This window comes from Clostridium sp. Marseille-Q7071 (assembly GCF_965112025.1).
On the sequence record NZ_CBCOPR010000001.1, the window covers coordinates 1,714,735 to 1,739,207 of the forward strand.

Here is a 24,473-nt window from a genome sequence, read left to right on the forward strand (position 1 = left end):
TTGAAATTAATTTTACAAATTAATTTCTTTAATAGATTTTTTAATAAAAGTGACTGTGTCACTTTAAAAAGAAATGAATTATTGATACTTCTCCCATAAAGGAGAAGTATCAATAATTCTCAATTGTCAATTTTTCATTCTTAATTATAGAAGGGTGCAGTATAGCTTGGAACAACACCAATAAATTTAACTAATACTATGGAGAAGCTACAGCTGCTAGTTTCTTTATAAGAAGTGACAGTGTTACTTCAAAAGAGAATCAATTCTAAATTTCTCAGTTATTGCTATAAAATATCCAAAATTTATATCATATAAAGAAGAAATAGATATTTAATAAGTAAAATTAAGAGTGTGAGTAGGTTTCACACTCTTAATTTTATTTATATATATTTATGAGTAAAATTTAAGAGTTTTATCAAAATTAGTACAATTATTACATTTAAAGGTCAAAATAGGCAACAACTCTATTATTTGCATGAGAAAAATATTATATTAAAATTGGAAAATCATACGAAATAACAATTATATACAATAACGTTTAATAATTTACTTTTATTATATATATAATTTGAAGTTATATGGTGATTAAAAGAGAAGGAGACTTTCAAGAATGATTAAGCGGTTAAAATTTATTTTGCAATTAAACATGGAAAATAAAAAGAATTATTTAATAGCACTTATATTCATGCTATTTATAGGGTATCAAATGTATGCTTTTAATGGCGAAGAAATAGGAGTCTTTAGAACAGGTTATGACTTTTTTATATATGTATTAAGCGATTATTTTAGTATAACCTTTGTTTTTACGGCCGGATATATATTTTATATTTTCAACTTAAGAAAAAGTGAACGATTAAAAAGATGTTTAATTTTAAAATACAACAGTAGATTAAATTATTATAAAAATTTTATAATAATTATCTTTGTATCAAGCCTTATATTTATAGGAGCTATAGTAATGATTTGTACTATTTTTACAGTTATAAAATTGCCATTTAACAATGAGTGGAGTGAGTTTTTTAAGAATTATTTCAATGTTTATAATGACAATAATTTATTAACTATGATGGAAAAGATTTTACCTAGTACGGCAATATTATTAAATATATTATTTTTATTTTTATACTTTAACCTTATAGGAATGATAATTTTTGTGGTTAGTACATTATTTAATCAAGGTTTTATAACTACTATATTAGCTTATAGCCCAAGTGTTTTAAGTCAAGCGGTTGAGATAAAAGGACTAGTTAAATATAACAGTTATGCTGTACATTATAATACAGCAATTACATGGCATAACTTTGCAACAGTAGATGAAAAACCTACCATAATGTTTTCTTTAGTTTACTGGATAATTTTAAATTTGATTTTTATATTAATAGGTATATATATTTTTAAAACTAAGGAAGTAAAATCTGAAGAAAGAGAGATAAATATACTTTAAAGCATAATTAATTTAAAGTATATTTAAAAAATACTATTAAGCTAGCAAGATAAAATAACATAAATTAATCTTTAATCCCCATAAAAGCCAAGTTGAACAGCAATCGTGTTCAACTTGGTTTTTTACATATTTCAATGTATTTTGATTAATTATCGCTGAAGTAGTATTATATAAATATAGATTGGCTACTTTCAAATTTAATCTTATATATTTATATACTTATGTTATTAATTATTTGGGATTTTACCCTATATAATTGAGAATTGACTATTGACAATGGACAATTATGGATACTTCTCTTTTGTAAGAGAAGTTTTAAATTTATTCTTTTTAAAAGTGACAGGGTCACTTGCATTGAAAAGTCTATTAAAAAAATTAATTTGCAAGAATTAATTTTAACTATAATTGTCAATTGTCCATCGTCAATTCTCCATTGATATATAGTTGTTTAGGAGGGAATTTATGAAAATTAAAGTCTTAGGATCAGGAGGATGTGTTGCACTTCCACTGCCTACTTGCCAATGTAAAGTTTGCAATGAAGCTAGAAACAAATGGGTACCCTTTTCAAGAAGTGGGTGCTCAATATTTATTGAAGATATAAAAACTATTATAGATACTCCGGAGGATAGTGTTTATCAAATTAATAGAGAAAATATAAGTGAAGTTAAAAATATATTATATAGTCACTGGGACCCGGATCATACATTAGGTATGAGAGTTATAGAGCATTTAAAGTTAAGATGGCTTGAGTTTTTAGTTGATAATAAATCTGCTGATAATAAAATATCTCTTTATGGACTTTATGACGTTATTGAAGATTTAAAACAAATAAGAAATAAATATGGCTCTTATCTAGGGTATTATGAAAATACAGGATTGATTGAAATTAAGAGTTTAAATGAACATGAATCTATAACTATAGATAATATAAAAATAAGTTTTATCCCAGTAAAAACTCCTGATACATCTACAATATTTGTTTTTGAAGAGGGAGAAAGAAAACTTATATATGCTCCTTGTGACATAAAACCTTTTCCAAAAGATGAAGAAACCCTTTATAACGCTGAATATATGATTTTAGGTAATGTTATACCGGATGAACCACTAAAGGGTGGATATTTTATACCAAAAGATAATATATTAAAACAAACTCTTTTTACTATGGATGAAGTTATAGAAATTAAGAATAAGTACAATATAAAAGAAGTAATAATAACTCATATTGAGGAGGATTGGGGAAAATCTTATAGTGATTATATTAAATTAGAAGAAAAGTATAGAGAACAGAATATAAAATTTGCCTATGATGGTATGGAAATCAATTTGTGAGGAGATGCTAAATGAGGTTAGAATATACAAGTTTTAGAGAAAATTTACCAGTAGAAGTTGAGCTAGTAAATATCAAAGAATATCCTATACATTGGCATAAACACCTTGAGATACTTTTTGTATTGAAAGGAACTATTAATGTAACTATTGAATCAGAAACCTATGAAGTGGAAGAAAGAGAAATTGAAATTATAAATACAGAAGAAGCTCATAGGATTTATAGTGATGATGAAGAAAACAAAGTATTAATGTTTCATATAGACTTAAAATTTTTTGAACAATTTTATGAAGATATAAAAAACATGTTCTTTTACGTTAATTCATCTGACGTGGGAGTTCAAAATGAAGAAAAATATGAAGTGATACGAAATTATTTATCTATAGTGCTTTGTGAAGTAGTACAAAAGCAGGATGATTATGATGAAATGATAGAAGAAACATTAATTGAACTTTTATATCATCTTATAAATAATTTCCACTATTTAATGTACGAGAAAGAAGAACTTAAGGACAATGAAGAACAACTTGAAAGATATCACAGAATAGTTAAATACATTTATCATAATTATAATAATAAGATAAGTCTTCAAGATATTGCAAAGAAGGAATTTTTAAGTACGCATTATCTTTCACATGAAATTAAAAATACTATGGGATTGAGTTTTAAAGAGTTCGTTAACTTGACTAGAGTTGAGGAATCTATAAAGCTTTTATTAGATACAGATATGACAATTTCCGATATATCTGAAGAAGTAGGATTTTCTCATAGTAGATATTATAATAAGCATTTTAAAAAACATTATAAACTCACCCCTAAACAGTACAGAAAGAAATATAAAGTAGATGAAAAGGATCTTGAAAAAATAAAAAAAATAGATTATTTAGATATAAAAGAAGCTATAGATTATGTATCTGAATATCTAGATGATTATGAAAGATTTAATTATGAGGAAAAAATAATAAGACTTCAAATAGATGCAGCTGAATCAAAGGGAAATTTTAATCATGATTATAAAGAAGTGATTTACCTAGGGTATGGTTATGATCTTTTAAAAGAAAATCATAGAAAATATATAAAAAATATTCAAGATAATATAGGATTTGAATATGGGAAAATTACAAAACTATTTTCAAAGCACTTAGGAATATTTGAAAACAGTGAGTTTATAAATTTTATGTATATAAAGCAAATAGTAGACTTTCTTTTAAGTATGCAGCTAAGACCTTTTATTGTAATTGAAAATAAAAACTTTGAAGATGATAATTTAATATATATATTAAAATATTTTATAAAATTTTTTACAGAAGAGTATGGAGCTTACGAATTTAAAAAGTGGAAGTTTCAGCTTCACAAATCTATAGAAGGTGAGCTAAAGGAACAAATTATAGAACTATTTACAGAACAATATAGCCTCCAACTTATAGATGAGTCTTATGCAGAAAGCAAAACCGTAAATCCCATATATGATACCTCTTATATGCTCCCATATATAATAAACAAGGCAACTTTAGAGACAGAATCCAAAGATTTTATAAAAGCGGTAGATGTAATACAAAAGGATATAAATATAGACAATCAGCTTTTTATAGGTGATAGTGGAATTATAAATAGCTTTGGAATTAAAAAACCATCTTATTTTGCTTACTATCTTTTAAGTCAATTAGGTGATACTTTAGTATGTAAAGGTGAAGGATATATTGTAACATCTAAGGGAGATAATTTACAAATCCTTTTATACACTCATAGTGAAGATCTAGGGAATCTTATTGAACTTGAAGAACTTAGAAAAAAAAGAGGTAGTAAAAATGTTAAAGAAAAGAAATATTTCTTAAATATAACGAATCTGTATCATGATTATAGAGTTACTATGTATGAAATTAGTGAAAAGAAAGGGTCAGCCTTTAATTATTGGTTGAATTTAGGAAAACCACAATTTATTGAAGAAGATGAAATTGAACTTTTAAGTAAAGCAGCCTTTCCTAGTATAAAATTTAAATATGCTAAAAAAAGTACAGTATTTCACTTAGCTCCTAATATAGATGGCTATGGTGCAACACTAATTTTACTCAAAAAAGTACAAAAGCACCCTTTTTAGGGTGCTTTTATACTTTTTTGAAGAATAAAGTTTAACGCAAAGTCCTTAAAAATGTACTTTTTATAGAGCAAATAGGTGAGTGCATATATTTTTTTGTACTATTATAATAGTAGTATAGGAAGTAGAGACGTTTTTTAGAAGGGTATTAGTACAAAAAGCATTGATGAAAGAGAGTGATAATTTAAGAAATGAAAGATAAAGAAATAAAATTAACATTTAATACTATTAATACGAGGTGGATAGCATGGGATTGGACAATAGAATTTTTTCTGACGGAAAGGTAGGTCGGTTATTACTTAAATTTGCATTGCCTACAGTAATATCGATGTTCGTTGCAGAACTTTATAATATGGTAGATACTTTTTATGTAGGCAGATATGTAGGGGCTAATGCTATAGGTGCGTTAACAATAGCATTCCCAATTCAAAGACTACTTTCATCAATAGCATTATTAATTGCAGTTGGAGCTTCTACTGCGGTAGCGAGATTTTTAGGAGAAGAAAATTATGATGATTTAAAGAAAACTATAAACAATGCCTTTATATTAACTTTAATATCTCTTACAGTAATACCACTTATAATTTTTACATTTAAATCATCTATTATAACAAAGTTAGGTGCAAGTAATACTATTTTTCCATATGCAAATCAATATATAAGTATCATATTATTTGGTGGAATATTCCAGGCATTTACATTTGTACCTTGCTATATAATGACAGCCTTAGGAAATAATAAGATAACAATGATTGCAACATCAATAGGAGCTATATGTAACGTAATTATAGACTATGTATTAGTTGTAATATTCCCAATGGGTGTTATGGGAGCGGCAATAGCAACAGTAACATCACAAATAATATCATTTATATTTGTAGTTTATAAGTTTTCAAGAGTTAAAAGTGCATTAAGATTAAAACTAAGCTTTAACTTAAACAGCGCTATAAGTAAAACTATAATGGCAATAGGATTTTCAACCTTTATGATTGAGATATCGGATGCAGTGGTTGCTGTATTATTAAATAACATACTGGCATCAGAAGGTGGAGATGCAGCAGTTATAATTGTAGGAGTTGTAACAAGAATTTCAATGTTCTTATATATAACAGTAATAGGAATAAGTTCTGCTATGCAGCCAATTGCAGCATTTAATTATGGAGCTAAAAATTATAAGAGATTAAAAGAAATAGTTAAAAAAGCTATTATTGGAGTGGTAGTAACTTCTATAATACTTTGGGTAGGAATGTTGATATTTGCAGAACCTATAATAGGAAGTTTCTTAAAAGAGAAAGACTTATTACCACAGGCTGTTAAGGCATTTAGAATATGTATATCAGTATTCCCTACAATAGGACTTTACTATGTATCAATATACTTTTACCAATCAATTGAAGAAGCAAGAACAAGTTTTATACTTTCAATATATAGACAGTTAATATTATTTATACCTATAGTAATACTTCTAGTAAAATCATTAGGAGTAACAGGAGCTTGGATTACTTATCCAATAACTGATATAATTTCAGCGGTAACTGGATATTATTATATTAGAAAAGCAATAGCTTTGGTAGATGAAGAAAGAGAAGCTCATATAAAATCTAAAGAGATAGAATCTCTAAATTTCTATTAATAATTTAATATTACAAATTAAGGTGTCTTAAAAAAACTAGTCAATGTTTTGGTTATTTTATTTCAGATGCCTAAAATGTGCAATCTATAGTTAGAGTATGTATTTTAATTCTTCCTTTGCAATGTTTGTTTAATATTTAGTAATTTAGCACCTACTAAATATTAACTTAAAATATACTACTGACTATAGTTGCACTTTTTTTATGTACAGACAAATATTGTACAATTGAGAATTGACAATTGACAATGGAGAATTATTGATACTTCTCTTTTATAAGAGAAGTTTTTAATTGATTTCTTTTTTGAAGTGACGTAGTCACTTCTTATAAAAACTATTAAAGAAATTAATTTCAATCACAATCATCAATTTCAATTGATAAAGTTCCCAAGAAGTGAAAAAATAGCAATTATATTTCTAATAAGAAATTTATCTAAAGGAATTAATTTATAAAGTATAGAATTAAATAAAGAATATCTTATAATTAGAGCAAAGGAGTTATATAAAAAAATATGGACAGTGTTTTAAAATATATAGGAATGAGAAATATTAAAACAGCATTAGCAGTAACTTTAAGTGTGGCTACTTCGGAGCTTTTACACTTAGAATATCCATTTTTTACAGCTATTGCTGCTGTTCTTGCAATGCAAGGATCTTTTATTAGAGGTTATGAAGTAGGACGGGATAGATTATTAGGAACGATAGTAGGTGCGATAATTGGACTTATTTCAGCTTTAATTGCACCAGGAAACTTAGTTATGATTTTTATAGGCATAGTAACAGTAATATTTTTACTGAATGTGCTAAAATGGCAGAATTCTTCTTATGTAGGATGTTTAATGTTTTGTGCTATAATGTTAAATTTAAATGGAGATAGTCCGTACATATATGCATTTTATAGAACTCTAGATACTTTTATTGGAATAATAATAGCTTCTTTAGTAAACTATTTTATATGTCCTCCTAAGCATATAGAATTAATAAAGAAACAGTGTATAGAACTTATAGATGAGACTATTAATATAGTAAGTGAAGATACATATTATGATGGTGAAATAGAATTAATTTCTATTGAAAATAAAATAAAGACTTTAGAAAAATATTTAGAGCTTTATTTATCAGAACATGAACTTTTAAAAAAAGAAAAGAAAAATGTTAAACATATTGAAAGTGTTTTAGAACATAGTAAAAGCATACTTTACAATATTAAAATACTCATGAGTTTATCTGTGGATGATTCCACTGATGTAATAGCAACTGAAGACAATAAAAGTTATATATCAGAAAATATTGGTGTTAACTTAAATGAAGTTGTCTATAAGCATCACATAAATAACATTATAAAAAATAAGAACAATTTAGCTTCTTTAAAAGTGGAATTTAAATAGGATATGTAAATCAGATATAGTAAAAATAATAATAGTTTAATATAAAAACCAGCAGATACTCTGCTGGTTTAAAGTTACATATAGGTAAATAATATCATATATATAGGTATAAATATTAGACTAAAGGCAGTAGAAAGTGTAGAGATAGCTGTAGCATACTTACAATCTCCATTATAATTTTTTGAAACAATAGCTACTTGAGTCATCACAGGAAGGGCGGCTTCAATTATAAATACCTTCTTCATAAGTAAAGGCAAGTCCACAAATTGGAGAATAGAAATCATTATTAAAGGTGATATAATAAACCTTCCAATTAATATTACAATAGTACTTAAATCTAACTTTAAATCCTTTAGCTTAAGCTCGCTAAGAGTAATTCCCATAAATAAAGTAGAAAGTGGCGTAGTTAGGTTTCCCATATATTTGCAACTATCTAATATAGCCTTAGGAAGTTTTATATTTAATAGTATACAAAACATAGAAAATATGAAAGCAATAAGTGGTGGAGAAAATATATTTTTTAAATTATCTTTGTTTATAAAAGAATTTGTTAAAAAACCACCATCTTTTTTAATCCCATAAACTCCTATGGTCCAAAATGTTAAGGTATTTATTATATAGTATAAAAGTACATAGGTTATTACATTTTCACCAAATAATGATGTGCATATAGGTACTCCTAAAAATATAGTATTAGAAAGAGAAAACATAACACTAAAAGTACCACGTTTATTCTTATCAATTTTTAAAAGCTTGATAAATATAAAGCTTAATAGATAGTTTATAAGCATCGTTGCTAAAGGTACTAATAAACCTATAAGTGATTGAGAAAGTGTTTCTTTTGTAAAGTTAGTTACTACATTAGAAATCATAAAAGCTGGTAGAGATATCTTTATTACTAATTTAGAGAATAAGTTCGATACTTCATTATTAAACCATTGCTTTTTAGTAAGATAAAATCCTAATCCCATCATTATAAAAATGGTAAAAACGCTTTGAAGTGCATCAAGAATAACCATTAAAAACCCTTCTTTCTATAATGCATGTTAAAAAATAACTAGTCAGTGTATAAAATAAAATACCACATGTAATTTAGTTAATCATTTTCTTTTCTAAGTCTAAATATGGATTATAGTCATCTTTTAATTATAATGGAAAACACAGAATTATGAAATAATTTCATTGTAAGAATATGTTGAAGAAGTAAATCCTATTTTTAACAATATTATACTGAACTGTTGAAAATAGTGTTATAATTGAGGTATAGTACAGACAGCATACTAGAAAGGTTTGTGACTATTTAATAGAAAAAATAAATATATCTTATGTAGGGGAGAACAGTGTTCTTCAGAGAATTTGAATGGAATTTCATTATCATATATTGGACTAATAGTTGATAATGATGATTGTTGTATCTTTTATGCTTCTTTTCTTAATGAATCTAATATAGAGCAGGTTTTGAAAGTAATAGAAGATAAAACTAATGAATATATTTCAAAAATAAATTCAAAGGAAATCTGTTTTAATATATATGGGGAAAACTCAAAAGTAATCAACTTGGTAAGAACGTTAGGGTTTAACATAGATATGGAGGGATTTCATCTTGAATATGTTGGTAAAGATGTACCTATGATAAATGATTGCAAACTGATTAATAAAGGATTTAATGGTAGTATGTTAAAAGAATTTATCGATTTATTTGATAGTTCATATTATCAGTTGAATAAAGATAATGGATGGAAAATAGATAGTCATGCTATATATGCAGAAGAATTTCATAATAAACTTATTCAATTAGATAAATTAAATCAAGTATGTTCATTTTGGTTAGATAATGAACTAGTAGGTGCATATATATTTGACGGAAATTATATAACGGATATCGTTGTTAAGCCAAGCTTTCAAAACAAAGGATATGGAAGTTATATATTAGCACATTGCATTAGAAATATGATAAAAAATAAATCTGTTAAAAACATAAGACTTCGAGTTGCAAAATCAAATATTAGTGCTAAAAGGTTATATGAAAAAAATAATTTTATTGAGATTGCTTGCTTTGCAGAACATACATATAAATAATTTCTAAATATAAGGAGATGTTAAAGATTTTATAGTGTAGACTATTATAATCAAGGGGGAGAGAACTTTGAAAGCAAAATTGAAAGTTCGGCTATTAATACATTGAATATAATTACAGAACTTATAAAGAGAATTGGTATAGGAAATTTATAAACTAGAAATTGCATATATATTTTCGATATCAGATATTGATAGAGAATTTGAGATTTTAATAAATAGTGTTTTAAAATAAATATTAATTATTGGAGGGATTGAAATTGAATATTTATTTGACTGTTTTAAGCGGAATATTAATAATTATTTTAATATTAGAAAAGACATCTAATTCTAAGACTGCTTTAAAAAGAAAAATTGAGCAATTAGAAAATGAAATTTTATTGCTAAAAAAGGGAGAAGATAAAGATTTAGATGGTGAAATCAGAAATTTATTAAATGAAGATAAATATGTGAAAGCAGTAAAATTAGTGAGAGAAACATTAGATTTTGATTTATTACATGCAAAAAAGTATGTAGATGATATAAAAGCTAATAATAATTTATACACAAACTAAGTGATGTAAAAGTTAGATATAAGGTTAAAAAATCAAATATTTTATTAAAATACCGTATTATTCAGTAATGAATTTTACGGTATTTTTTAATAAAAATATAATTTTATATTAAGCTTAAGTAACTAACTTATAATGCTATTTTTGTTACCATAAGAAGAAGGAGAAAAGTATTTTCAAGGGAATATATTAAGAAAAGCGGTTTGAATATACTATAATGCATAGAAATAGTAAAAGATAATATGATGTTTTAATGTGAAATATAATTAAATTAAGTCCAGAATCTGTATATATTGTATGACTGTTAAGATAAATATTATAGTATAGCTTAATACTTACATTATAATATTTAAAATCTGAAAGAATGAATATGATAATACTGATATGTAAGGAGAAATAAAATGAAAACAATATTTGAAAACAATATTATTAGATTAAGGGAAGCTAATTTAGAAGATGCAAAAGAATTATTAAGTATAACTAATGATGAAGAAGTTATGAAATATTATGGAATGGAACCATATAAAAACATAAAAGAAGCAGAAGATGAAATTAATTGGTTTATAAGTCTTTCAAAAGAAGGGAAAGGGGCAAGATGGGTCATAGCAGATAAAGATACCAATAAATATATTGGAGATATTGGTGTTTTTAATTTTGATAAAAATCATAATAGAATTGAAATTGGATTTAAGCTTAAAAGGGAGTATTGGAATAAAGGGATAATGACTGAATGTATAAAAAAGACCTTAGAATTTGGTTTTATTGATAGAAATTATAATAGAATTGAAGCATTAGTTGATAAAAGAAACATAGGTTGTAAAAAAACTTTAGAAAATAACGGATTTAAATTAGAAGGATTATTAAGAGAATATGAATTTGAAAATGGTGATTATGTTGATTTAGAAATGTATTCAATTTTAAAGCGTGAATATATTAAATAATTATATATGATTAGTATATTGAAAAAGAATTTTAAATTTATTCGTATATTTAAAGAGAGGGTAAAGTAAATGCTTTATAAAATAAGAGATATTTATTAAAAAAGCCTCACCAATCAAATAGGAGCTTAGAATTATAAATAATAGGGTACATAAGGAGAAGTATATGAGAAATAGATTAGGGATGTCAGGAAGTACAATTTTTTCAAATCCAGAATTATATTCGGAATTATTCATAGAGGGTATTGATTATATTGAAATTGGAGAATTCCCTAATGAAGAGGCACTAAATAAATTTTTAGGAATAAATAAAGTAAAAGGGCTTTCATTTGGGATTCATTCACCATTATTACGCGATGGGAGTAAATATGATTTACTTGAAAAAGTAAATATGAGCCTAGTGATGCATGGGACATGCTAGAAGTTGAAGCGAAAAGAATGGCAGATTTAGGTGCAGAATATCTTTTAGTTCACTTTCCATATTTTAAGGATGAGGTATCACTTAATACTAATCAGTTAATTGAAGAGGGATTAAAGAAATTAAGTTATATACAAGAAAAGTATGATATTAAGCTAATATGTGAGCCAAAGCTTGGATTAAATCGTTCTGGAGCAGGCATAAAATACCTTCAAAACTTTCCAATAGAAATATGGGAAAAATATAATATACAGATATGTATAGACATTGGTGATTATCTTATTGCTACAGGAGATAAAATTTTAGATTATTTAGAAAAGTGGAAGGATTTTATAATAGAAGTTCATTTACACAATATTCATTATGAAGGAGAGGATTATGTTTGGATACCAGTTCATCCAGATCAAGAGCATAATGGATACAGTCATAAAGTTGAACACATAATAAGATTTTTAGCACAATGTAAGGATGTATCCTTTATTTTTGAACATACACCAGAAACTAATCCAAGTAAAAAGGTTGTGGAAGAAGGATTAAAGTGGGTAAGAGAGATTATAAGTTAAGATATATGAGAAATTTGAGTAGGACATAAATTATAATGACAATTGTTTTTTAGGAGTGAAGTAATAATGAATATATGTGTTTTAATGGGCAGTATGAGAAAGAATGGCAATACTGAAATGCTAATACGACCATTTGTAGAACAACTGAAATCTCAAGATGTAGAAGTTCAATACATATGGCTTTGTGATAAACATATTGAGCCTTGTAAAAGTTGCTTTGTTTGTCAAGATATCGATGATAAGCCAGGTTGTCCTATAAAAGATGAAATGGAACAAATTTATAAATCAGTTTTGGAAGCAAACTGCATAGTTTTTGCTACTCCAATTTACTCTTGGTCCTGTACAGCACCAATGAAGGTAGTTATGGACAGGCTTTTCTGTATGAATAAATTCTATGGAAATACTAAAAAGCATTATGGATTATGGGAAAACAAAAAGTGTGCAATTATAGCTACCTGTGGTTATGAGATAGAAAGCGGTGCAGATTTATTTGAAGAAGTATTAAAGCGACTTTCAATACATTCACATCTTGATTATTTAGGAATGTTAGCAGTTAGAGACATTAATGGGATTATTGATTTTCAAACTGAAGAAGTTATTGAAGATGCTAGAGATTTTGCATTAAAAATTTATAATAAATGTGAATGATATAATGGTGTAATTTTCTTGGGGCAATTATACATTATAAGATTATAAGAAGTAACTTAAAGTACAAGGGGGGCAAATAATATGAAATATAATAATCAAAGTGTACCAACATTAGAAGAAGCAATGATAATTTTAAAGGAAGCGGAAAAGTTAAATCCTGGTGGTTGGGTCAAGCATTCAATGTATGTGGCTGAGGGGGCGAAACTAATTGCAGAACAAGCAGATAATCTAGATTCAGAATTAGCATATATTTTAGGGCTATTGCATGATATAGGAAGAAGAGAAGGGGTACATGGCATGAGGCATGGACTAGATGGATACAATTATGCAATTAGAAATGGATATGATTTAGTAGCAAGAACTTGTTTAAGTCATACAGCCTTTAAATATAACAATGAAGTTATTATTGTAGGAAAATGGGATGGTACAGAAGAAGAATATAATTTTGTAAAAGAATATTTATCAAAAACAGAGGAGACAGATTATGATAAATTAATTAAACTATGCGATTATTTATCATTACCGGAAGGATTTTGTTTAATTGAAAAAAGACTTGTAGATATAGCATTACGAGGTGGAATTAACGAATATACAATACCAAGATGGAAATCAACCTTTGAAAATCAACGTTATTTTGAAGATAAAATTGGTAAATCAATCTATAGTATATTACCTAATGTAGCGGAAAATACATTTAAATAATATTCCGTTAGATACTACTGCGTAATAACTAGAAAAGCGAATAATTTCTTAAGATACCGTATTATTCAGAAATGAATGTACGGTATTTTTGCGTTATTATTTAAAATAGTTTACGACTTTATATTCAGTTTAATAAGTAGTTATAGACCATGATAGATGTTATATTTGTTGCAATAAAAAGAAAAGTATTTCCTAAGAAATATATTACGAATGAAAAGATATTTAGATATGACATAAATTTTACAAAATCAATACAGTATTATTCATTAAAGATATTATTACTTTATATTATTACGCAAATTGATTAAAAAGCGACTTAACTTTTAAAATTTGAACAACGAACGATGTTCTTTGAAAATTGAATAATACGGTATTAGAAGAATCATGAATATTATCAAGAGAACTAATTTGCAGATAATTTAAAGTTAAAGCCTTCACTACGTTTAAGTATAAGAAATAAATTATGTTATTATCTAAATGATTCAGATTGTAATGGGTATGAATTATTGTAGTTAAAATTAAATAAATAAATTTGCAAGACATTGGTATTTATTTATACATTCTTGTTGGAAGACTTAAGTTTGAAGGATACTTGTAGTGTACTTTATTTACTAGAATATCACTTAAGTTAATAATTTTAAACAGAAAAATAATTAATAGACAAAAAGAAGGTAGCTCAATATCTACCTCTTTTACTTTTGTTAAAATTATAAAAATTTTTATCAATATTAAATATATAACCTTATATTATGCATAATTAAAAGGAACTTTATTAATTTAGAGCCACGTTAAAGAAAATCTCATTATACACAATACATTTCTTAAATCTTTTGAGAGATTTAATTTGCCAAGCATCATCTTTGAATATTTTAACATATTCTTCTTTTGAGCGGATAAATCTCCCCTTATCAAGAAATTTCATTGCAAAGTTACTTAATTGAGAATCTTTAAAGAAGCATGGCTCAATTATTATAATTTCACCAGTGGGTTTTAAGACTCTTCTAAATTCGTTTAAGTAATTTGTTATATCATCTTTGTTGATATGATGTAGTACTGCAATAATTATAATATAATCTATAGAATTAGAGGAAGCAGGTAAATTAATTCCATCAAAAGAATTAAACTTATATGGATAAAACATCTTTTTAGCGTAGTTAATCCTTTTTTTATCATAATCTACTCCTAAGTAATCTTTAGGATTAAACATTATGCTATTAGATCCTATTCCGCATCCAAAGTCTAATATACTTTTGTTTGTGAAATTATAATCAGCAAGTATAAATTTAAGTTTATTTTCTATGTATTTTTCAGTAAACCACTTCGGTCTAACAAAATAATGATAGAGTTTAGGTGATAACTCCAGTTTAATCACATCCTTTTTAGTTCATTTATTAAGTAGTATTTCTATTTATAAGTTATTTTATCTAATGAAATGAAATGTAACCATGGAATAAAATGATAATTACAAAATCACAATTTTATAAATTTCTTTGTCTGTAGATAGCAATTTAGAATTCCAAATTTCTATAGTCAAAACTGCAAACTCTAAAATTGTATGCTTAATCAAAAAAACAAATAATTTACTTAAATACGGTATTATTCAGAAATGAATTTTGGGGTATTTTTGTTTCGCAATTCAAATAGTTTATGACTTTATAGTAATTTTTAATAAGTAGATTATAGTATTATGTTAGGCACTAGTTTTGTTGAAATGAGAAGGAGAACAATATTCTCTAGAGAATATATTATAAATGAAAAAAGTTAAATATGATATTATATATTAAAACTAAAAGATAATTTTATATGAAAGTGAGCTGGTTATTTTGAATTATAGATTACTTGAAAAATCAGAACTTAAACTATTAAGTGAAATTGATAGAAAAGAAATAGTAAATGAAGTTTATTATTTTAAAAATAATAAACTTGAAATAGTAAATGAATTTTATAATATTGAAAGCTGGATTTTAGAAGAATTACAAGATTATATTAATAGATTAGAAGATATATATGATAGAAATGGAACTATATATGGTGCATTTGATAATAATACAATTGTAGGATTAGGAGCTTTAGAAAGTAAATTTATTGGCAAAAATAATGACCAACTTAAACTTGATATGCTTTATATAAGTAGTAATTACCGTAAAAAAGGTATAGGCAAAAATTTAGTAAATTTATTGTGTGAAAAGGCAAAAGATTTAGGAGCTAAAAGTCTTTATATATCAGCAACACCATTTAAAAATACAATAAACTTTTATTTTGCTGTAGGTTCAAAATTAACAAATGAAATAAATAAAGAGTTATATGAATTAGAACCATATGATATACATATGGTATTAGAATTATAATTATTTCATAATTATTTTCTATATGTTTATAAACATATTGTTCAAATTATTAGTATTATGGTCTTTGAGGGCTTAAAAGACCGTTATGCCATTGAAGGAGAAAATCAATTAACGAGAAAGAAATTTTATGTACTGAATATTTGGTTCATATTACCTTTTCCTATAATTATTTTATCTGAAACTATTTTTAGATTTATCCCATGGACTTATAGAATTATAGAAAAAACGCTATTTACAGAAGTTTTTTATTTTGTAACTTGTGGAGTTACTACATTTATTCTAAAAAAGAAGTCTAAAATTAACCAAGACTAATGAGCATAATCAGTAGTTATAGATAATGTATCTGTTTCTTATTTATATAACAACAATAAAAACTGAATAATTCCTTAAGATATCGTATTATTCATAAATGAATTTTACGGTATTTTTGCATTACAATCCAAACATTTTACACTTTATATTAACTTTAACAAATAACTTATATCAGTATTTTAAATGATCCTTGTTAGGATATATGAGAAATAAATAGAAATTTAAATGTCTGTACTATTTGTATAAAACAATCTATTAAAATACATTGTATATTTTAATAGGAAAATAACATTCTTAAAACTAAATAATAGGATATTATAAGTTGGGAATTTTTACAAAAATATAAAAAATATGTTGTAATTTTCTTATCAGATGAATTGTATTAATTAAGTGATATAAAGGAAAAATTTTTGTAATGAAACATTTATCTAAGAATATTGTAGCAATGATTATTTTTTATATTTTTAACACATTTATATTTTCTATAATTGGTCAGTTTATTTTTGTATGGGATGATTTTACAATATCATATCATATGTTTACATACACTGCATTGATGACACTGTGTGGAGTTATTGTGATATGTACTTATATTGTAAGTGAGAAATTAAAAGAAGTTAAAGATATGTTTAAGAAAACAAATACCTCACAATCTTAGTATAATTTTCGCATAATTAATTTCACGTTAAAATGTATTGAATATCAACGAGATGAGTAGAATGATTTAAATTTCACGTTGTAATATGTTGTGATAAAGGAGTGAAAAGCAGACATGTATTGTAATGGATGTGGGAAGAAAGTTAATCAAAGTATGTCATTTTGTTCTAATTGTGGACAAAAATTAAATTTAAAGGAGGATTTTAAAACAGATGGTGAATTCTCCTTAGGAGTAACTACCGAGGAATTACAACTATTTGTTGGAAGAGAAAATGTGGATTATTACATGTCAAAGTGGAGATTCAATAGGTATAGCGAAAATAATAATTCTTCAGGTTGGAATTGGGCAGCTTTTTTATTTCCTCTTCATTGGATGGGTTATAGAAAAATGTATGTGTATGTAATTGTAACTATGTTAATTTCTTTATTCTTATACCTTATAACTCCTAAACCATTGGTACCATTAATAGCATTGGTTGTAAGCATATTTGGAGGAGTATATGGGAATAAGCTATACTATAATCATGCGATAAAAAAAATTACTAAAATTAAAGAAAATGAAGCTAATGATAAGTATGTAAATTCAAGAATAGTAGATTGTGGTGGAACAAATATTATAATTGTATTTGTATTTATATTGGTTCAAATAATTAATATATTTATTTTTCATGTAATTATATATACACTTCAATAAAGTTCATATATAAGAATTATTGCCTTATTTAAAATGAGGAGAATTTATTATGGAGAGTGAAGACTCATTAATTTACGTCCAATGTATTATAATAATCATATTTACAATTATTTATACAAGAAAAGCTTACTTTAAAGATATAAAAATTGAATTTAAAAATATTAATAAATCTGCGAAAGGTGCATTAATAGCAATTTTAACTTCAATAATTATGACTTCACTATATAATAAATATTTTATAAATGCTTTATAAATACTTTTCCTATAAATAAAATAGACTATATGAAAGAATGGATAATTTTTTCAAAGAGCGTAATAAAGATATAGATGAATGTTAGCATTTATGATAAGAGTAGATCATAGAGGATTTGCAATCAACACAATAAAAAAATTAGTAATAGTATCCAGATAGTTAGAGTAAAGGAAATATTATTTTATAGCTATATATATTTAAAATAATAAATTTATTTCCTGTAGGGGAGAACAGTGTTCTCCCGAAAATCCAAATCCGATTCCATTATCAGATATTGGACAGTCAGTTCACATTTCAATAAATATTATTTCATTATAAAATAGGTTTTGATAGTCATCAATACATTAAAAATAGTAGGTGAAATCGTGCAGTTTAAAAGTTAAGATAATGATGTGTCAATAAGTCTATATTAGGTAAAAGGAGGTTTCCTGTGGAGATAAAATATACAGTAAATTTACCAACAGAAAGGGAACTGTTTTCTTTATATGAGTGTCTTGGGTGGAATGATTTTTTACAATTAAGTCAAGAACAATTGCTAAAAGCAATGGAACAAAGTTGGTATTCAGTCTATGCATATCACCAAGAAAAACTCATTGGTACTGGTAGAATAGTTTCCGATGGTATTATAAATGCATATCTATGTGGATTAGGGGTAGACCCCAATTATAGAAACAAGGGAATTGGAGCTGAGATTAGTAAGAGATTAGTGGAATATTGTAAAAGCAGCAATCTACATATACAATTTTTTTGTGAAGAAAAATTACTTCCTTATTATGAAAATGTGGGTTTTGAAGTTTTTGCAATTGGAATGAAAGCAAAGTAAATTTAAGAACATAAGAGAACATTGCAAATAAATGCAAATTTACATTAAAAGATAAGATTAAATTTAAGCATTAACTAAAAATATATTTTGGCTTAAAAGGAATTAAACCACTATGGGATAAATTTATCCTTATAGTGGTTCTTATTGTTTATGGAAGACTTTCTTATAATAGTGTTACAAATAAATACTATAATTAGAGGTGTAAATATGAATTCAAATATTAGACCAGTATGGGCTGAAATAGATTTAGATGCAATTGCATATAACATGAAGCAACTTAAAAGTTTATTAAAGGATAAAGAAATAATAGCAGTAATAAAGGCAGATGCATATGGACATGGAGCTATTGATGTAGTTCCTGTATTATTAGAAAATGGAGCTGCAAGATTAGCTGTAGCAGTTATAACAGAAGCTATGGAACTTAGACATGCAGAAGTTGTTGCACCAATAATAATCTTAGGATACACACCTATAGATTTTGCAAAGGAAATAATAGAAAATAATATAGAGCAAACAGTATATAGTCTAAGCTATGCAAAAGAATTATCAAAGGAAGCAATAAAAAGAGGGAAAAAAGCTAAGATTCATATTGCAGTTGATACAGGAATGGGTAGATTAGGATTTTTACCTAATGAAGAAAGTTTTAAAGAGGTTTTAGAAATATGCTCCTTGGAAGGGCTTATAATAGAAGGCATATTCACTCATTTTGCAAGTTCTGATGAAGAGGATAAGAGATATACTTATGAGCAGTTTAGAAAGCTACAAGAATTTTCTAATAGACTTTCTCTTAAGGGAATAAACATACCACTGAAACATGCAGCTAATAGTGGGGCTATAGTAGATTTACCAGAGACTTACTTAGATGGAGTTAGAGCTGGTATATTATTATATGGATATTATCCATCTCGTGATGTAGACATGAAGAAAATAACTTTAAAGCCTTCTCTTACTTTAAAAACTAAAGTTGCACATGTTAAAAAAGTAGAGAAGGATATGTATATAAGCTATGGAAGAACCTTTAAAACAGAAAGAGAAAGCATAATTGCTACTTTACCGATAGGTTATGCAGATGGATATTCAAGGCTTTTAAGCGGAAAGGCTAAGGTCATAATAAATGGTAGGTTAGCAAAAATAGTAGGAAGAATATGTATGGATCAATGTATGATAGATGTAACTGATATAGGAGAAGTCAAAATAGGGGATGAAGTTATACTTCTTGGACAAGATGGAAATTTAAATATTGATGCAGATTATATAGCAGAGCTTATGGAGACTATTAATTATGAAGTGATTTGTATGATTAAACATAGAGTTCCTAGGGTATATATTAAAAATGGAGAGATTATAAAGATTAGAAATTATTTTTAATTTTTAATCTTTATTCAAATCCTTAATTTAGATATACTATTTTTAAATTGTTAATGTTATAAAAGATTTTAACAATAGATAGTTTAGTGATACAATAAGAAAAAGATGTATAAGAGAGGAGAGAGGTAGATGAGTTTTACTAAGATTACCGTTAGATATGGAGAGACTGATGCTATGGGGGTAGTACATCATGCCAATTATTATTTATATTTTGAAGTGGCTAGAGAGGATTTAATTAAGGAATTAGGAATTTCGTATAAGGAACTAGAAGAAAGTGGAGTTATGCTGCCACTTGTAGAAACTCAATGTAAATATATGGAGGCTGCTAAATATGATGATAATTTAGTAGTAGAGGCTACTATTAGCCAATTAACGCCAGTTAAGGTTAAAGTTGCTTATGTTATTCGAAGAGAAGAGGATAATAAAATATTAGCTAAAGGAAGTACTCTTCAAACCTTTGTAGATAGGAAAACTTTCAGAATAATTAATTTAAAAAATTTCAATAAAGGGCTATGGGATAATCTTATGAGTAATTATCAGTGTCAGTAGCTTATACAATTGAGAATTGACGATTGACAATGGAAAATTGTTGATACTTCTCTTTTATAAGAGAAGTTCTAAATTTATATACTTTAAAAGTGAGGAAGTCACTTTTATTAAAAATCTATTAAAGAAATTAGGTTGTAAATTATAATATTTAAAGACATAGGTATATTGGAATATACATAATTTTACCTATAGATTAAAATATCTTAAAATGTTAATATGAAAAATTCCTCCTTAGAGAGATGATTAAATTGTAATTAATCATCAACCTAAGGAGGAATTTTTAGAGTATTTATTAATTAAAATTACTATTTAGTGTAATTATCGAAGTAACCTTGAATGTATATAATAGGTGTACCTTTATCTCCACTTCCTGAAGTTAAATCAGAAAGAGAACCAATAAGGTCAGTAAGTCTTCTAGGAGTAGTACCTTGTGATTCCATAGCACCTACAAGATCTGACTCTTTATTTTTAATATATTCAGAGATAGCTTTTTTAAGTTCTTCTCCTTTTAAATCAGCAAAATTATTATCAGCAAGATATTTTAATTTAACTTCGTTAGGTGTACCTTCAAGTCCTTTAGTATAAGCTGGTGATACAACAGGATCAGCTAGTTCCCAAATTTTTCCTACTGGATCTTTAAATGCACCATCACCATAAACCATGACTTCAACAGTTTTTCCAGTCTTTTCTTTTAGTGCAGCTTGTATACTATCAACAACAGGTTGGCAGTCACGAGGGAAAAGTTTAACACTTTCTTCTGTAGCTTTATTTGAACCTAAAAGACCATAGTTTTCATTATAACCACTACCATCTATTGATGTTGATAAAATATCATCTAGGCTATAAATTTTTTCTCCACCATTAGCTTTTAAAATTCTTTTAGTTCTAAATCTTGTATGAATATCGCAAGTAAGAACATTTTTTGTATAATCTAAAATTGTTTTTGAATTATTTGAGAATATTATTTCGCACTCAGTACCATATTCTTCAATTAAAGATTTATAATAATCAATATAGTCAACACCAGTAAAAGGATGTTTGTTATATCCAAAATGATCACGGAATTGTTTTTCAGTTAAAACATCTGTCCAAGGATTCACACCTTTTTCATCAAGCATATCTATATCTACTAAATGGTTACCTACTTCATCAGATGGATAGCTAAACATTAATACAATTTTTTTAGCTCCTTTTGCAATACCACGTAAGCAAATTGCAAAACGGTTACGGCTTAAAATTGGGAATATAACGCCAACAGTATCATCACCAAATTTTGCACTTACATCTTTTGCAATTGCATCAATGCTTGCATAGTTTCCTTGAGCACGAGCGACTACAGATTCAGTTACAGTAACCACATCTTTATCATTAATAGAAAAACCTTCTACTTCTGAAGCTTTTAATACACTGTCTACAACAATATCTGCTATATTGTCTCCTTTATTTATAATTGGGGCACGAAGGCCTCTAACAACAGTTCCAACTACTCTTTCCATTTAAAATCTCTCCTTAAGCATTATTTATTTTCGATTGAAAATGTACTTTACCCTTTTACTATATACTATTTTTATGATATAAGTAAAGTAAATAGATATTATATTAGATATAAGGAGAGCTTATATGATAAACAAATTAGATTTATACAAAATTTTCTGTCAAGTAGCTGAATGTGAAAGTTTTTCTAAAGCTTCTAAAATACTTTATATGACACAACCAGCTGTAAGTCAAGCAATTATGCAACTTGAAAAAGAACTAGATATAAGACTTTTCACTAGAACACCTAAAGGAGTTAATCTTACCAAGGAAGGACAACTGTTATATGAATATACAAGTTCCGCTATTAATTTAATTAGTGTAGGAGAAAAAAAATTAGAAGAAGTTAAAAATTTAATGGTTGGAGATTTACAGATAGGTGTTGGAGATACTATTTCACGATATTTTTTATTACCTTTTTTAGAAAAGTTTCATAGTAAATATCCAAATATTAAGCTGAAAATAATCAATCGTACAACTTTAGAACTTTGTGATATGCTAAAGTCAGGGGAAATTGACATTGCAATTGGTAATTTACCTATTAAAGACTCTTCTTTAGAGATAAGAAAATGTATAGATATTAAAGATGTTTTTGTTTGTGGAGAAAAATATAAAGAAAAATTATCTGAACCTATAAGTCTTGAAGAGTTAGCTGAGCTACCACTTATATTACTTGAAACTAATTCAAATTCAAGACTGTATGTAGAAAAGTATATGTTATCAAAAGGGATCAAAATGAAACCAGAAATTGAACTTGGTTCTCATGAATTATTATTAGAATTTGCAAAAATAAATTTAGGTATATCCTGTGTTATTAAAGAATTTTCGCAAGAATATTTAAAAAATGGTCTATTATATGAAGTAAGATTAACTGAGGAAATACCTAAGAGAAGTATAGGAATCTGCTTTTTAAAAAATATATCCTTATCACCTTCTTCAACAAAATTTGTTGAAATATTAGAAAGTGAATAGATTTAAAAGAGTAAATATTAAAGAAGCTATAAAGTTATGCTAGGTAAAAATTATTGATGTATTTCTAGAACATAGGGCTTACCGTGTAGGACAGGCCCTATGTTATGCTTTGTTTAGTTATTGTGTTGCTTTTTATATATAATAAAAATTATAAATACTATTATAGTTATTAAAGCTGACAATAATATAAATATATTATTAATTAGAAAAGTCTTTATTGATTTATCTTTATAGTTATTTTGTTTTGCGTCTCTATCTTGTATGCTTATATTGGTTGCATTAGCGGATTGTTTTTTATCTTCATCAATCTTTTTTTGTGCTTCAAAGTACATTCCTTCATTTATGTATTGTTGGTAACGAAGTACCATTTCATATGGTTCGCTTATAAGTTCTAAAGTTTTATAATCTTCAGATGTGCATTTAAATATCCAAGTATCATTAATTTTATTATCATCTAATAGAGCTGATACAATGACGTCTCCAATTTTAGACTTATCCTCTGTTCCATAATATTTATCGAATTTTTTACTTGAATTTCTGTTTCTTCAATACTTCCCATCATAATGGTTTAATGTTATATAAGTTAGTATCAATATCAGTAATTTTACCTATAAAAAGTGCCTTTTGTTCACCTAACATAATTGATTCAGGTATATCTCCTGCAAAAACATTTGTACTTATAGATAATAATAAAATAAGAATGATAACAGTAACTTTTTTAATCATCCGAAACCTCCTAAAAATATTCCTGATATATAATTGAAACATTAATAAAAGACCTCTATTTTACATATATGTAACTAATTATAATACAAAATACCAATTTCTTTATTTATATGAAAATATGTTTATTTAGTAAATATAATCTTTGAATTATATATTTTAAATAGTAGATTTATGAAATAGTAGTTGGATAGAAAGGACAATTTTTCTATATTAGTTATACCTATAGATATGACATGAACTATTTGATAAATAAATAATATTTTGATTTAAAAAATGTTATTATATATGAGGAATAAAAAGTAAAAATAAATTTAATTAAGTGAAATTTAGTTTAAAAACATATTTATCTCATTTTAACATTTATTAAATTTATTTACTCACCCTTTATAGATAATGGCAATATTAGAGTAAATAGCTATTAGATAAAATATATTTAAGATTCTTATAAGTAACTAAAA

Annotated in this window: 25 protein-coding genes; 20 read left to right on the top strand and 5 right to left on the bottom strand. The window is 26.1% G+C overall.

Going from position 1 to position 24,473, the window contains the following annotated elements:
- Nucleotides 1-610 precede the first annotated feature (610 nt).
- The 5 genes from ACWPW7_RS07930 (at nt 611) to ACWPW7_RS07950 (ending at nt 7,884) form a co-directional block, all read left to right on the top strand.
- Complete coding sequence (locus ACWPW7_RS07930; RefSeq protein ID WP_454053077.1) at nt 611-1,444, top strand: hypothetical protein; 834 nt, start codon at nt 611-613, stop codon at nt 1,442-1,444.
- 462 nt (nt 1,445-1,906) lie between these two features.
- Complete coding sequence (locus ACWPW7_RS07935) at nt 1,907-2,773, top strand: MBL fold metallo-hydrolase (protein ID WP_454053078.1); 867 nt, start codon at nt 1,907-1,909, stop codon at nt 2,771-2,773.
- Between the two features lie 11 nt (nt 2,774-2,784).
- Nucleotides 2,785-4,869, top strand: a complete 2,085-nt coding sequence (locus tag ACWPW7_RS07940) for a helix-turn-helix domain-containing protein (RefSeq protein ID WP_454053079.1) — start codon at nt 2,785-2,787, stop codon at nt 4,867-4,869.
- 244 nt (nt 4,870-5,113) lie between these two features.
- Nucleotides 5,114-6,499, top strand: a complete 1,386-nt coding sequence (locus ACWPW7_RS07945) for an MATE family efflux transporter (protein WP_291563917.1) — start codon at nt 5,114-5,116, stop codon at nt 6,497-6,499.
- Nucleotides 6,500-7,008: 509 nt separating this feature from the next.
- On the top strand, nt 7,009-7,884 hold the full coding sequence (locus ACWPW7_RS07950) for an FUSC family protein (protein WP_454053080.1): 876 nt from the start codon (nt 7,009-7,011) through the stop codon (nt 7,882-7,884).
- A gap of 74 nt (nt 7,885-7,958) precedes the next feature.
- Here the strand turns inward: ACWPW7_RS07950 and ACWPW7_RS07955 are convergent, their stop codons facing one another.
- A complete protein-coding gene (locus ACWPW7_RS07955; RefSeq protein ID WP_454053081.1) occupies nt 7,959-8,903 on the bottom strand; it encodes an AEC family transporter in 945 nt (314 codons plus the stop codon).
- Between the two features lie 337 nt (nt 8,904-9,240).
- On the opposite strand from ACWPW7_RS07955, the gene ACWPW7_RS07960 reads away from it, so the two are divergent.
- From ACWPW7_RS07960 to ACWPW7_RS07990, 7 genes are all read left to right on the top strand, one after another.
- Nucleotides 9,241-9,963, top strand: a complete 723-nt coding sequence (locus ACWPW7_RS07960; protein WP_454053082.1) for a GNAT family N-acetyltransferase — start codon at nt 9,241-9,243, stop codon at nt 9,961-9,963.
- A gap of 257 nt (nt 9,964-10,220) precedes the next feature.
- Nucleotides 10,221-10,514: a hypothetical protein gene (locus ACWPW7_RS07965; protein ID WP_454053083.1), complete on the top strand. Its 294-nt coding sequence runs from the start codon at nt 10,221-10,223 to the stop codon at nt 10,512-10,514.
- Nucleotides 10,515-10,912: 398 nt separating this feature from the next.
- Nucleotides 10,913-11,452 carry a GNAT family N-acetyltransferase gene (locus ACWPW7_RS07970; RefSeq protein ID WP_454053084.1) on the top strand — a complete coding sequence of 180 codons (540 nt, stop codon included), beginning with the start codon at nt 10,913-10,915 and terminating at the stop codon, nt 11,450-11,452.
- Nucleotides 11,453-11,615: 163 nt separating this feature from the next.
- A complete protein-coding gene (locus ACWPW7_RS07975; protein WP_454053085.1) occupies nt 11,616-11,870 on the top strand; it encodes a hypothetical protein in 255 nt (84 codons plus the stop codon).
- Nucleotides 11,864-12,430, top strand: a complete 567-nt coding sequence (locus tag ACWPW7_RS07980; protein WP_454053086.1) for a TIM barrel protein — start codon at nt 11,864-11,866, stop codon at nt 12,428-12,430. Before ACWPW7_RS07975 ends, ACWPW7_RS07980 begins: the two co-directional genes overlap by 7 nt.
- A 66-nt stretch (nt 12,431-12,496) precedes the next feature.
- Complete coding sequence (locus ACWPW7_RS07985) at nt 12,497-13,078, top strand: flavodoxin family protein (RefSeq protein WP_454053087.1); 582 nt, start codon at nt 12,497-12,499, stop codon at nt 13,076-13,078.
- 81 nt (nt 13,079-13,159) lie between these two features.
- Nucleotides 13,160-13,780, top strand: coding sequence for an HD domain-containing protein (locus ACWPW7_RS07990; RefSeq protein ID WP_454053088.1), 621 nt, complete (start codon nt 13,160-13,162; stop codon nt 13,778-13,780).
- A gap of 772 nt (nt 13,781-14,552) precedes the next feature.
- On the opposite strand, the gene ACWPW7_RS07995 is transcribed toward ACWPW7_RS07990, so the two are convergent.
- On the bottom strand, nt 14,553-15,152 hold the full coding sequence (locus ACWPW7_RS07995; RefSeq protein ID WP_454053089.1) for a class I SAM-dependent methyltransferase: 600 nt from the start codon (nt 15,150-15,152) through the stop codon (nt 14,553-14,555).
- Between the two features lie 451 nt (nt 15,153-15,603).
- Between ACWPW7_RS07995 and ACWPW7_RS08000 the strand changes: the two genes are divergently transcribed.
- The 7 genes from ACWPW7_RS08000 (at nt 15,604) to ACWPW7_RS08030 (ending at nt 20,784) form a co-directional block, all read left to right on the top strand.
- Complete coding sequence (locus ACWPW7_RS08000; RefSeq protein ID WP_454053090.1) at nt 15,604-16,128, top strand: GNAT family N-acetyltransferase; 525 nt, start codon at nt 15,604-15,606, stop codon at nt 16,126-16,128.
- 727 nt (nt 16,129-16,855) lie between these two features.
- Nucleotides 16,856-17,098, top strand: a complete 243-nt coding sequence (locus tag ACWPW7_RS08005) for a hypothetical protein (protein WP_454053091.1) — start codon at nt 16,856-16,858, stop codon at nt 17,096-17,098.
- Nucleotides 17,099-17,212: 114 nt separating this feature from the next.
- Nucleotides 17,213-17,791: a DUF2628 domain-containing protein gene (locus ACWPW7_RS08010; RefSeq protein WP_454053092.1), complete on the top strand. Its 579-nt coding sequence runs from the start codon at nt 17,213-17,215 to the stop codon at nt 17,789-17,791.
- Nucleotides 17,792-17,840: 49 nt separating this feature from the next.
- A complete protein-coding gene (locus ACWPW7_RS08015; RefSeq protein WP_454053093.1) occupies nt 17,841-18,044 on the top strand; it encodes a hypothetical protein in 204 nt (67 codons plus the stop codon).
- Nucleotides 18,045-18,474: 430 nt separating this feature from the next.
- Nucleotides 18,475-18,867, top strand: coding sequence for a GNAT family N-acetyltransferase (locus tag ACWPW7_RS08020; RefSeq protein WP_454053094.1), 393 nt, complete (start codon nt 18,475-18,477; stop codon nt 18,865-18,867).
- Between the two features lie 207 nt (nt 18,868-19,074).
- Entirely contained in the window at nt 19,075-20,235 is a 1,161-nt protein-coding gene (gene alr / locus ACWPW7_RS08025) for an alanine racemase (protein WP_454053095.1), read from the top strand.
- Nucleotides 20,236-20,364: 129 nt separating this feature from the next.
- Complete coding sequence (locus ACWPW7_RS08030; protein ID WP_454053096.1) at nt 20,365-20,784, top strand: acyl-CoA thioesterase; 420 nt, start codon at nt 20,365-20,367, stop codon at nt 20,782-20,784.
- Nucleotides 20,785-21,089: 305 nt separating this feature from the next.
- Here ACWPW7_RS08030 and ACWPW7_RS08035 read toward each other — a convergent pair whose 3' ends face one another.
- Nucleotides 21,090-22,280 carry a coenzyme F420-0:L-glutamate ligase gene (locus ACWPW7_RS08035; RefSeq protein ID WP_291563958.1) on the bottom strand — a complete coding sequence of 397 codons (1,191 nt, stop codon included), beginning with the start codon at nt 22,278-22,280 and terminating at the stop codon, nt 21,090-21,092.
- Nucleotides 22,281-22,404: 124 nt separating this feature from the next.
- On the opposite strand from ACWPW7_RS08035, the gene ACWPW7_RS08040 reads away from it, so the two are divergent.
- Nucleotides 22,405-23,289 (top strand): LysR family transcriptional regulator, encoded by an 885-nt coding sequence (locus ACWPW7_RS08040; protein WP_454053097.1) that lies wholly within the window; start codon nt 22,405-22,407, stop codon nt 23,287-23,289.
- A 113-nt stretch (nt 23,290-23,402) separates the two neighbouring features.
- Here the strand turns inward: ACWPW7_RS08040 and ACWPW7_RS08045 are convergent, their stop codons facing one another.
- Nucleotides 23,403-23,657, bottom strand: a complete 255-nt coding sequence (locus ACWPW7_RS08045; protein WP_454053098.1) for a hypothetical protein — start codon at nt 23,655-23,657, stop codon at nt 23,403-23,405.
- 190 nt (nt 23,658-23,847) lie between these two features.
- Nucleotides 23,848-24,015 (bottom strand): hypothetical protein, encoded by a 168-nt coding sequence (locus ACWPW7_RS08050; protein WP_454053099.1) that lies wholly within the window; start codon nt 24,013-24,015, stop codon nt 23,848-23,850.
- Nucleotides 24,016-24,473 lie beyond the last annotated feature (458 nt).

Coding starts and splice junctions, on each gene's coding strand:
- ACWPW7_RS07930 (WP_454053077.1), top strand. CDS start 611: ATGATTAAGCGGTTAAAATTTATTTTGCAATTAAACATGGAAAATAAA.
- ACWPW7_RS07935 (WP_454053078.1), top strand. CDS start 1,907: ATGAAAATTAAAGTCTTAGGATCAGGAGGATGTGTTGCACTTCCACTG.
- ACWPW7_RS07940 (WP_454053079.1), top strand. CDS start 2,785: ATGAGGTTAGAATATACAAGTTTTAGAGAAAATTTACCAGTAGAAGTT.
- ACWPW7_RS07945 (WP_291563917.1), top strand. CDS start 5,114: ATGGGATTGGACAATAGAATTTTTTCTGACGGAAAGGTAGGTCGGTTA.
- ACWPW7_RS07950 (WP_454053080.1), top strand. CDS start 7,009: ATGGACAGTGTTTTAAAATATATAGGAATGAGAAATATTAAAACAGCA.
- ACWPW7_RS07955 (WP_454053081.1), bottom strand. CDS start 8,903: ATGGTTATTCTTGATGCACTTCAAAGCGTTTTTACCATTTTTATAATG.
- ACWPW7_RS07970 (WP_454053084.1), top strand. CDS start 10,913: ATGAAAACAATATTTGAAAACAATATTATTAGATTAAGGGAAGCTAAT.
- ACWPW7_RS07975 (WP_454053085.1), top strand. CDS start 11,616: ATGAGAAATAGATTAGGGATGTCAGGAAGTACAATTTTTTCAAATCCA.
- ACWPW7_RS07980 (WP_454053086.1), top strand. CDS start 11,864: ATGCTAGAAGTTGAAGCGAAAAGAATGGCAGATTTAGGTGCAGAATAT.
- ACWPW7_RS07985 (WP_454053087.1), top strand. CDS start 12,497: ATGAATATATGTGTTTTAATGGGCAGTATGAGAAAGAATGGCAATACT.
- ACWPW7_RS07990 (WP_454053088.1), top strand. CDS start 13,160: ATGAAATATAATAATCAAAGTGTACCAACATTAGAAGAAGCAATGATA.
- ACWPW7_RS08005 (WP_454053091.1), top strand. CDS start 16,856: ATGAAACATTTATCTAAGAATATTGTAGCAATGATTATTTTTTATATT.
- ACWPW7_RS08010 (WP_454053092.1), top strand. CDS start 17,213: ATGTATTGTAATGGATGTGGGAAGAAAGTTAATCAAAGTATGTCATTT.
- ACWPW7_RS08015 (WP_454053093.1), top strand. CDS start 17,841: ATGGAGAGTGAAGACTCATTAATTTACGTCCAATGTATTATAATAATC.
- alr (WP_454053095.1), top strand. CDS start 19,075: ATGAATTCAAATATTAGACCAGTATGGGCTGAAATAGATTTAGATGCA.
- ACWPW7_RS08030 (WP_454053096.1), top strand. CDS start 20,365: ATGAGTTTTACTAAGATTACCGTTAGATATGGAGAGACTGATGCTATG.
- ACWPW7_RS08035 (WP_291563958.1), bottom strand. CDS start 22,280: ATGGAAAGAGTAGTTGGAACTGTTGTTAGAGGCCTTCGTGCCCCAATT.
- ACWPW7_RS08040 (WP_454053097.1), top strand. CDS start 22,405: ATGATAAACAAATTAGATTTATACAAAATTTTCTGTCAAGTAGCTGAA.
- ACWPW7_RS08045 (WP_454053098.1), bottom strand. CDS start 23,657: ATGGTACTTCGTTACCAACAATACATAAATGAAGGAATGTACTTTGAA.
- ACWPW7_RS08050 (WP_454053099.1), bottom strand. CDS start 24,015: ATGATTAAAAAAGTTACTGTTATCATTCTTATTTTATTATTATCTATA.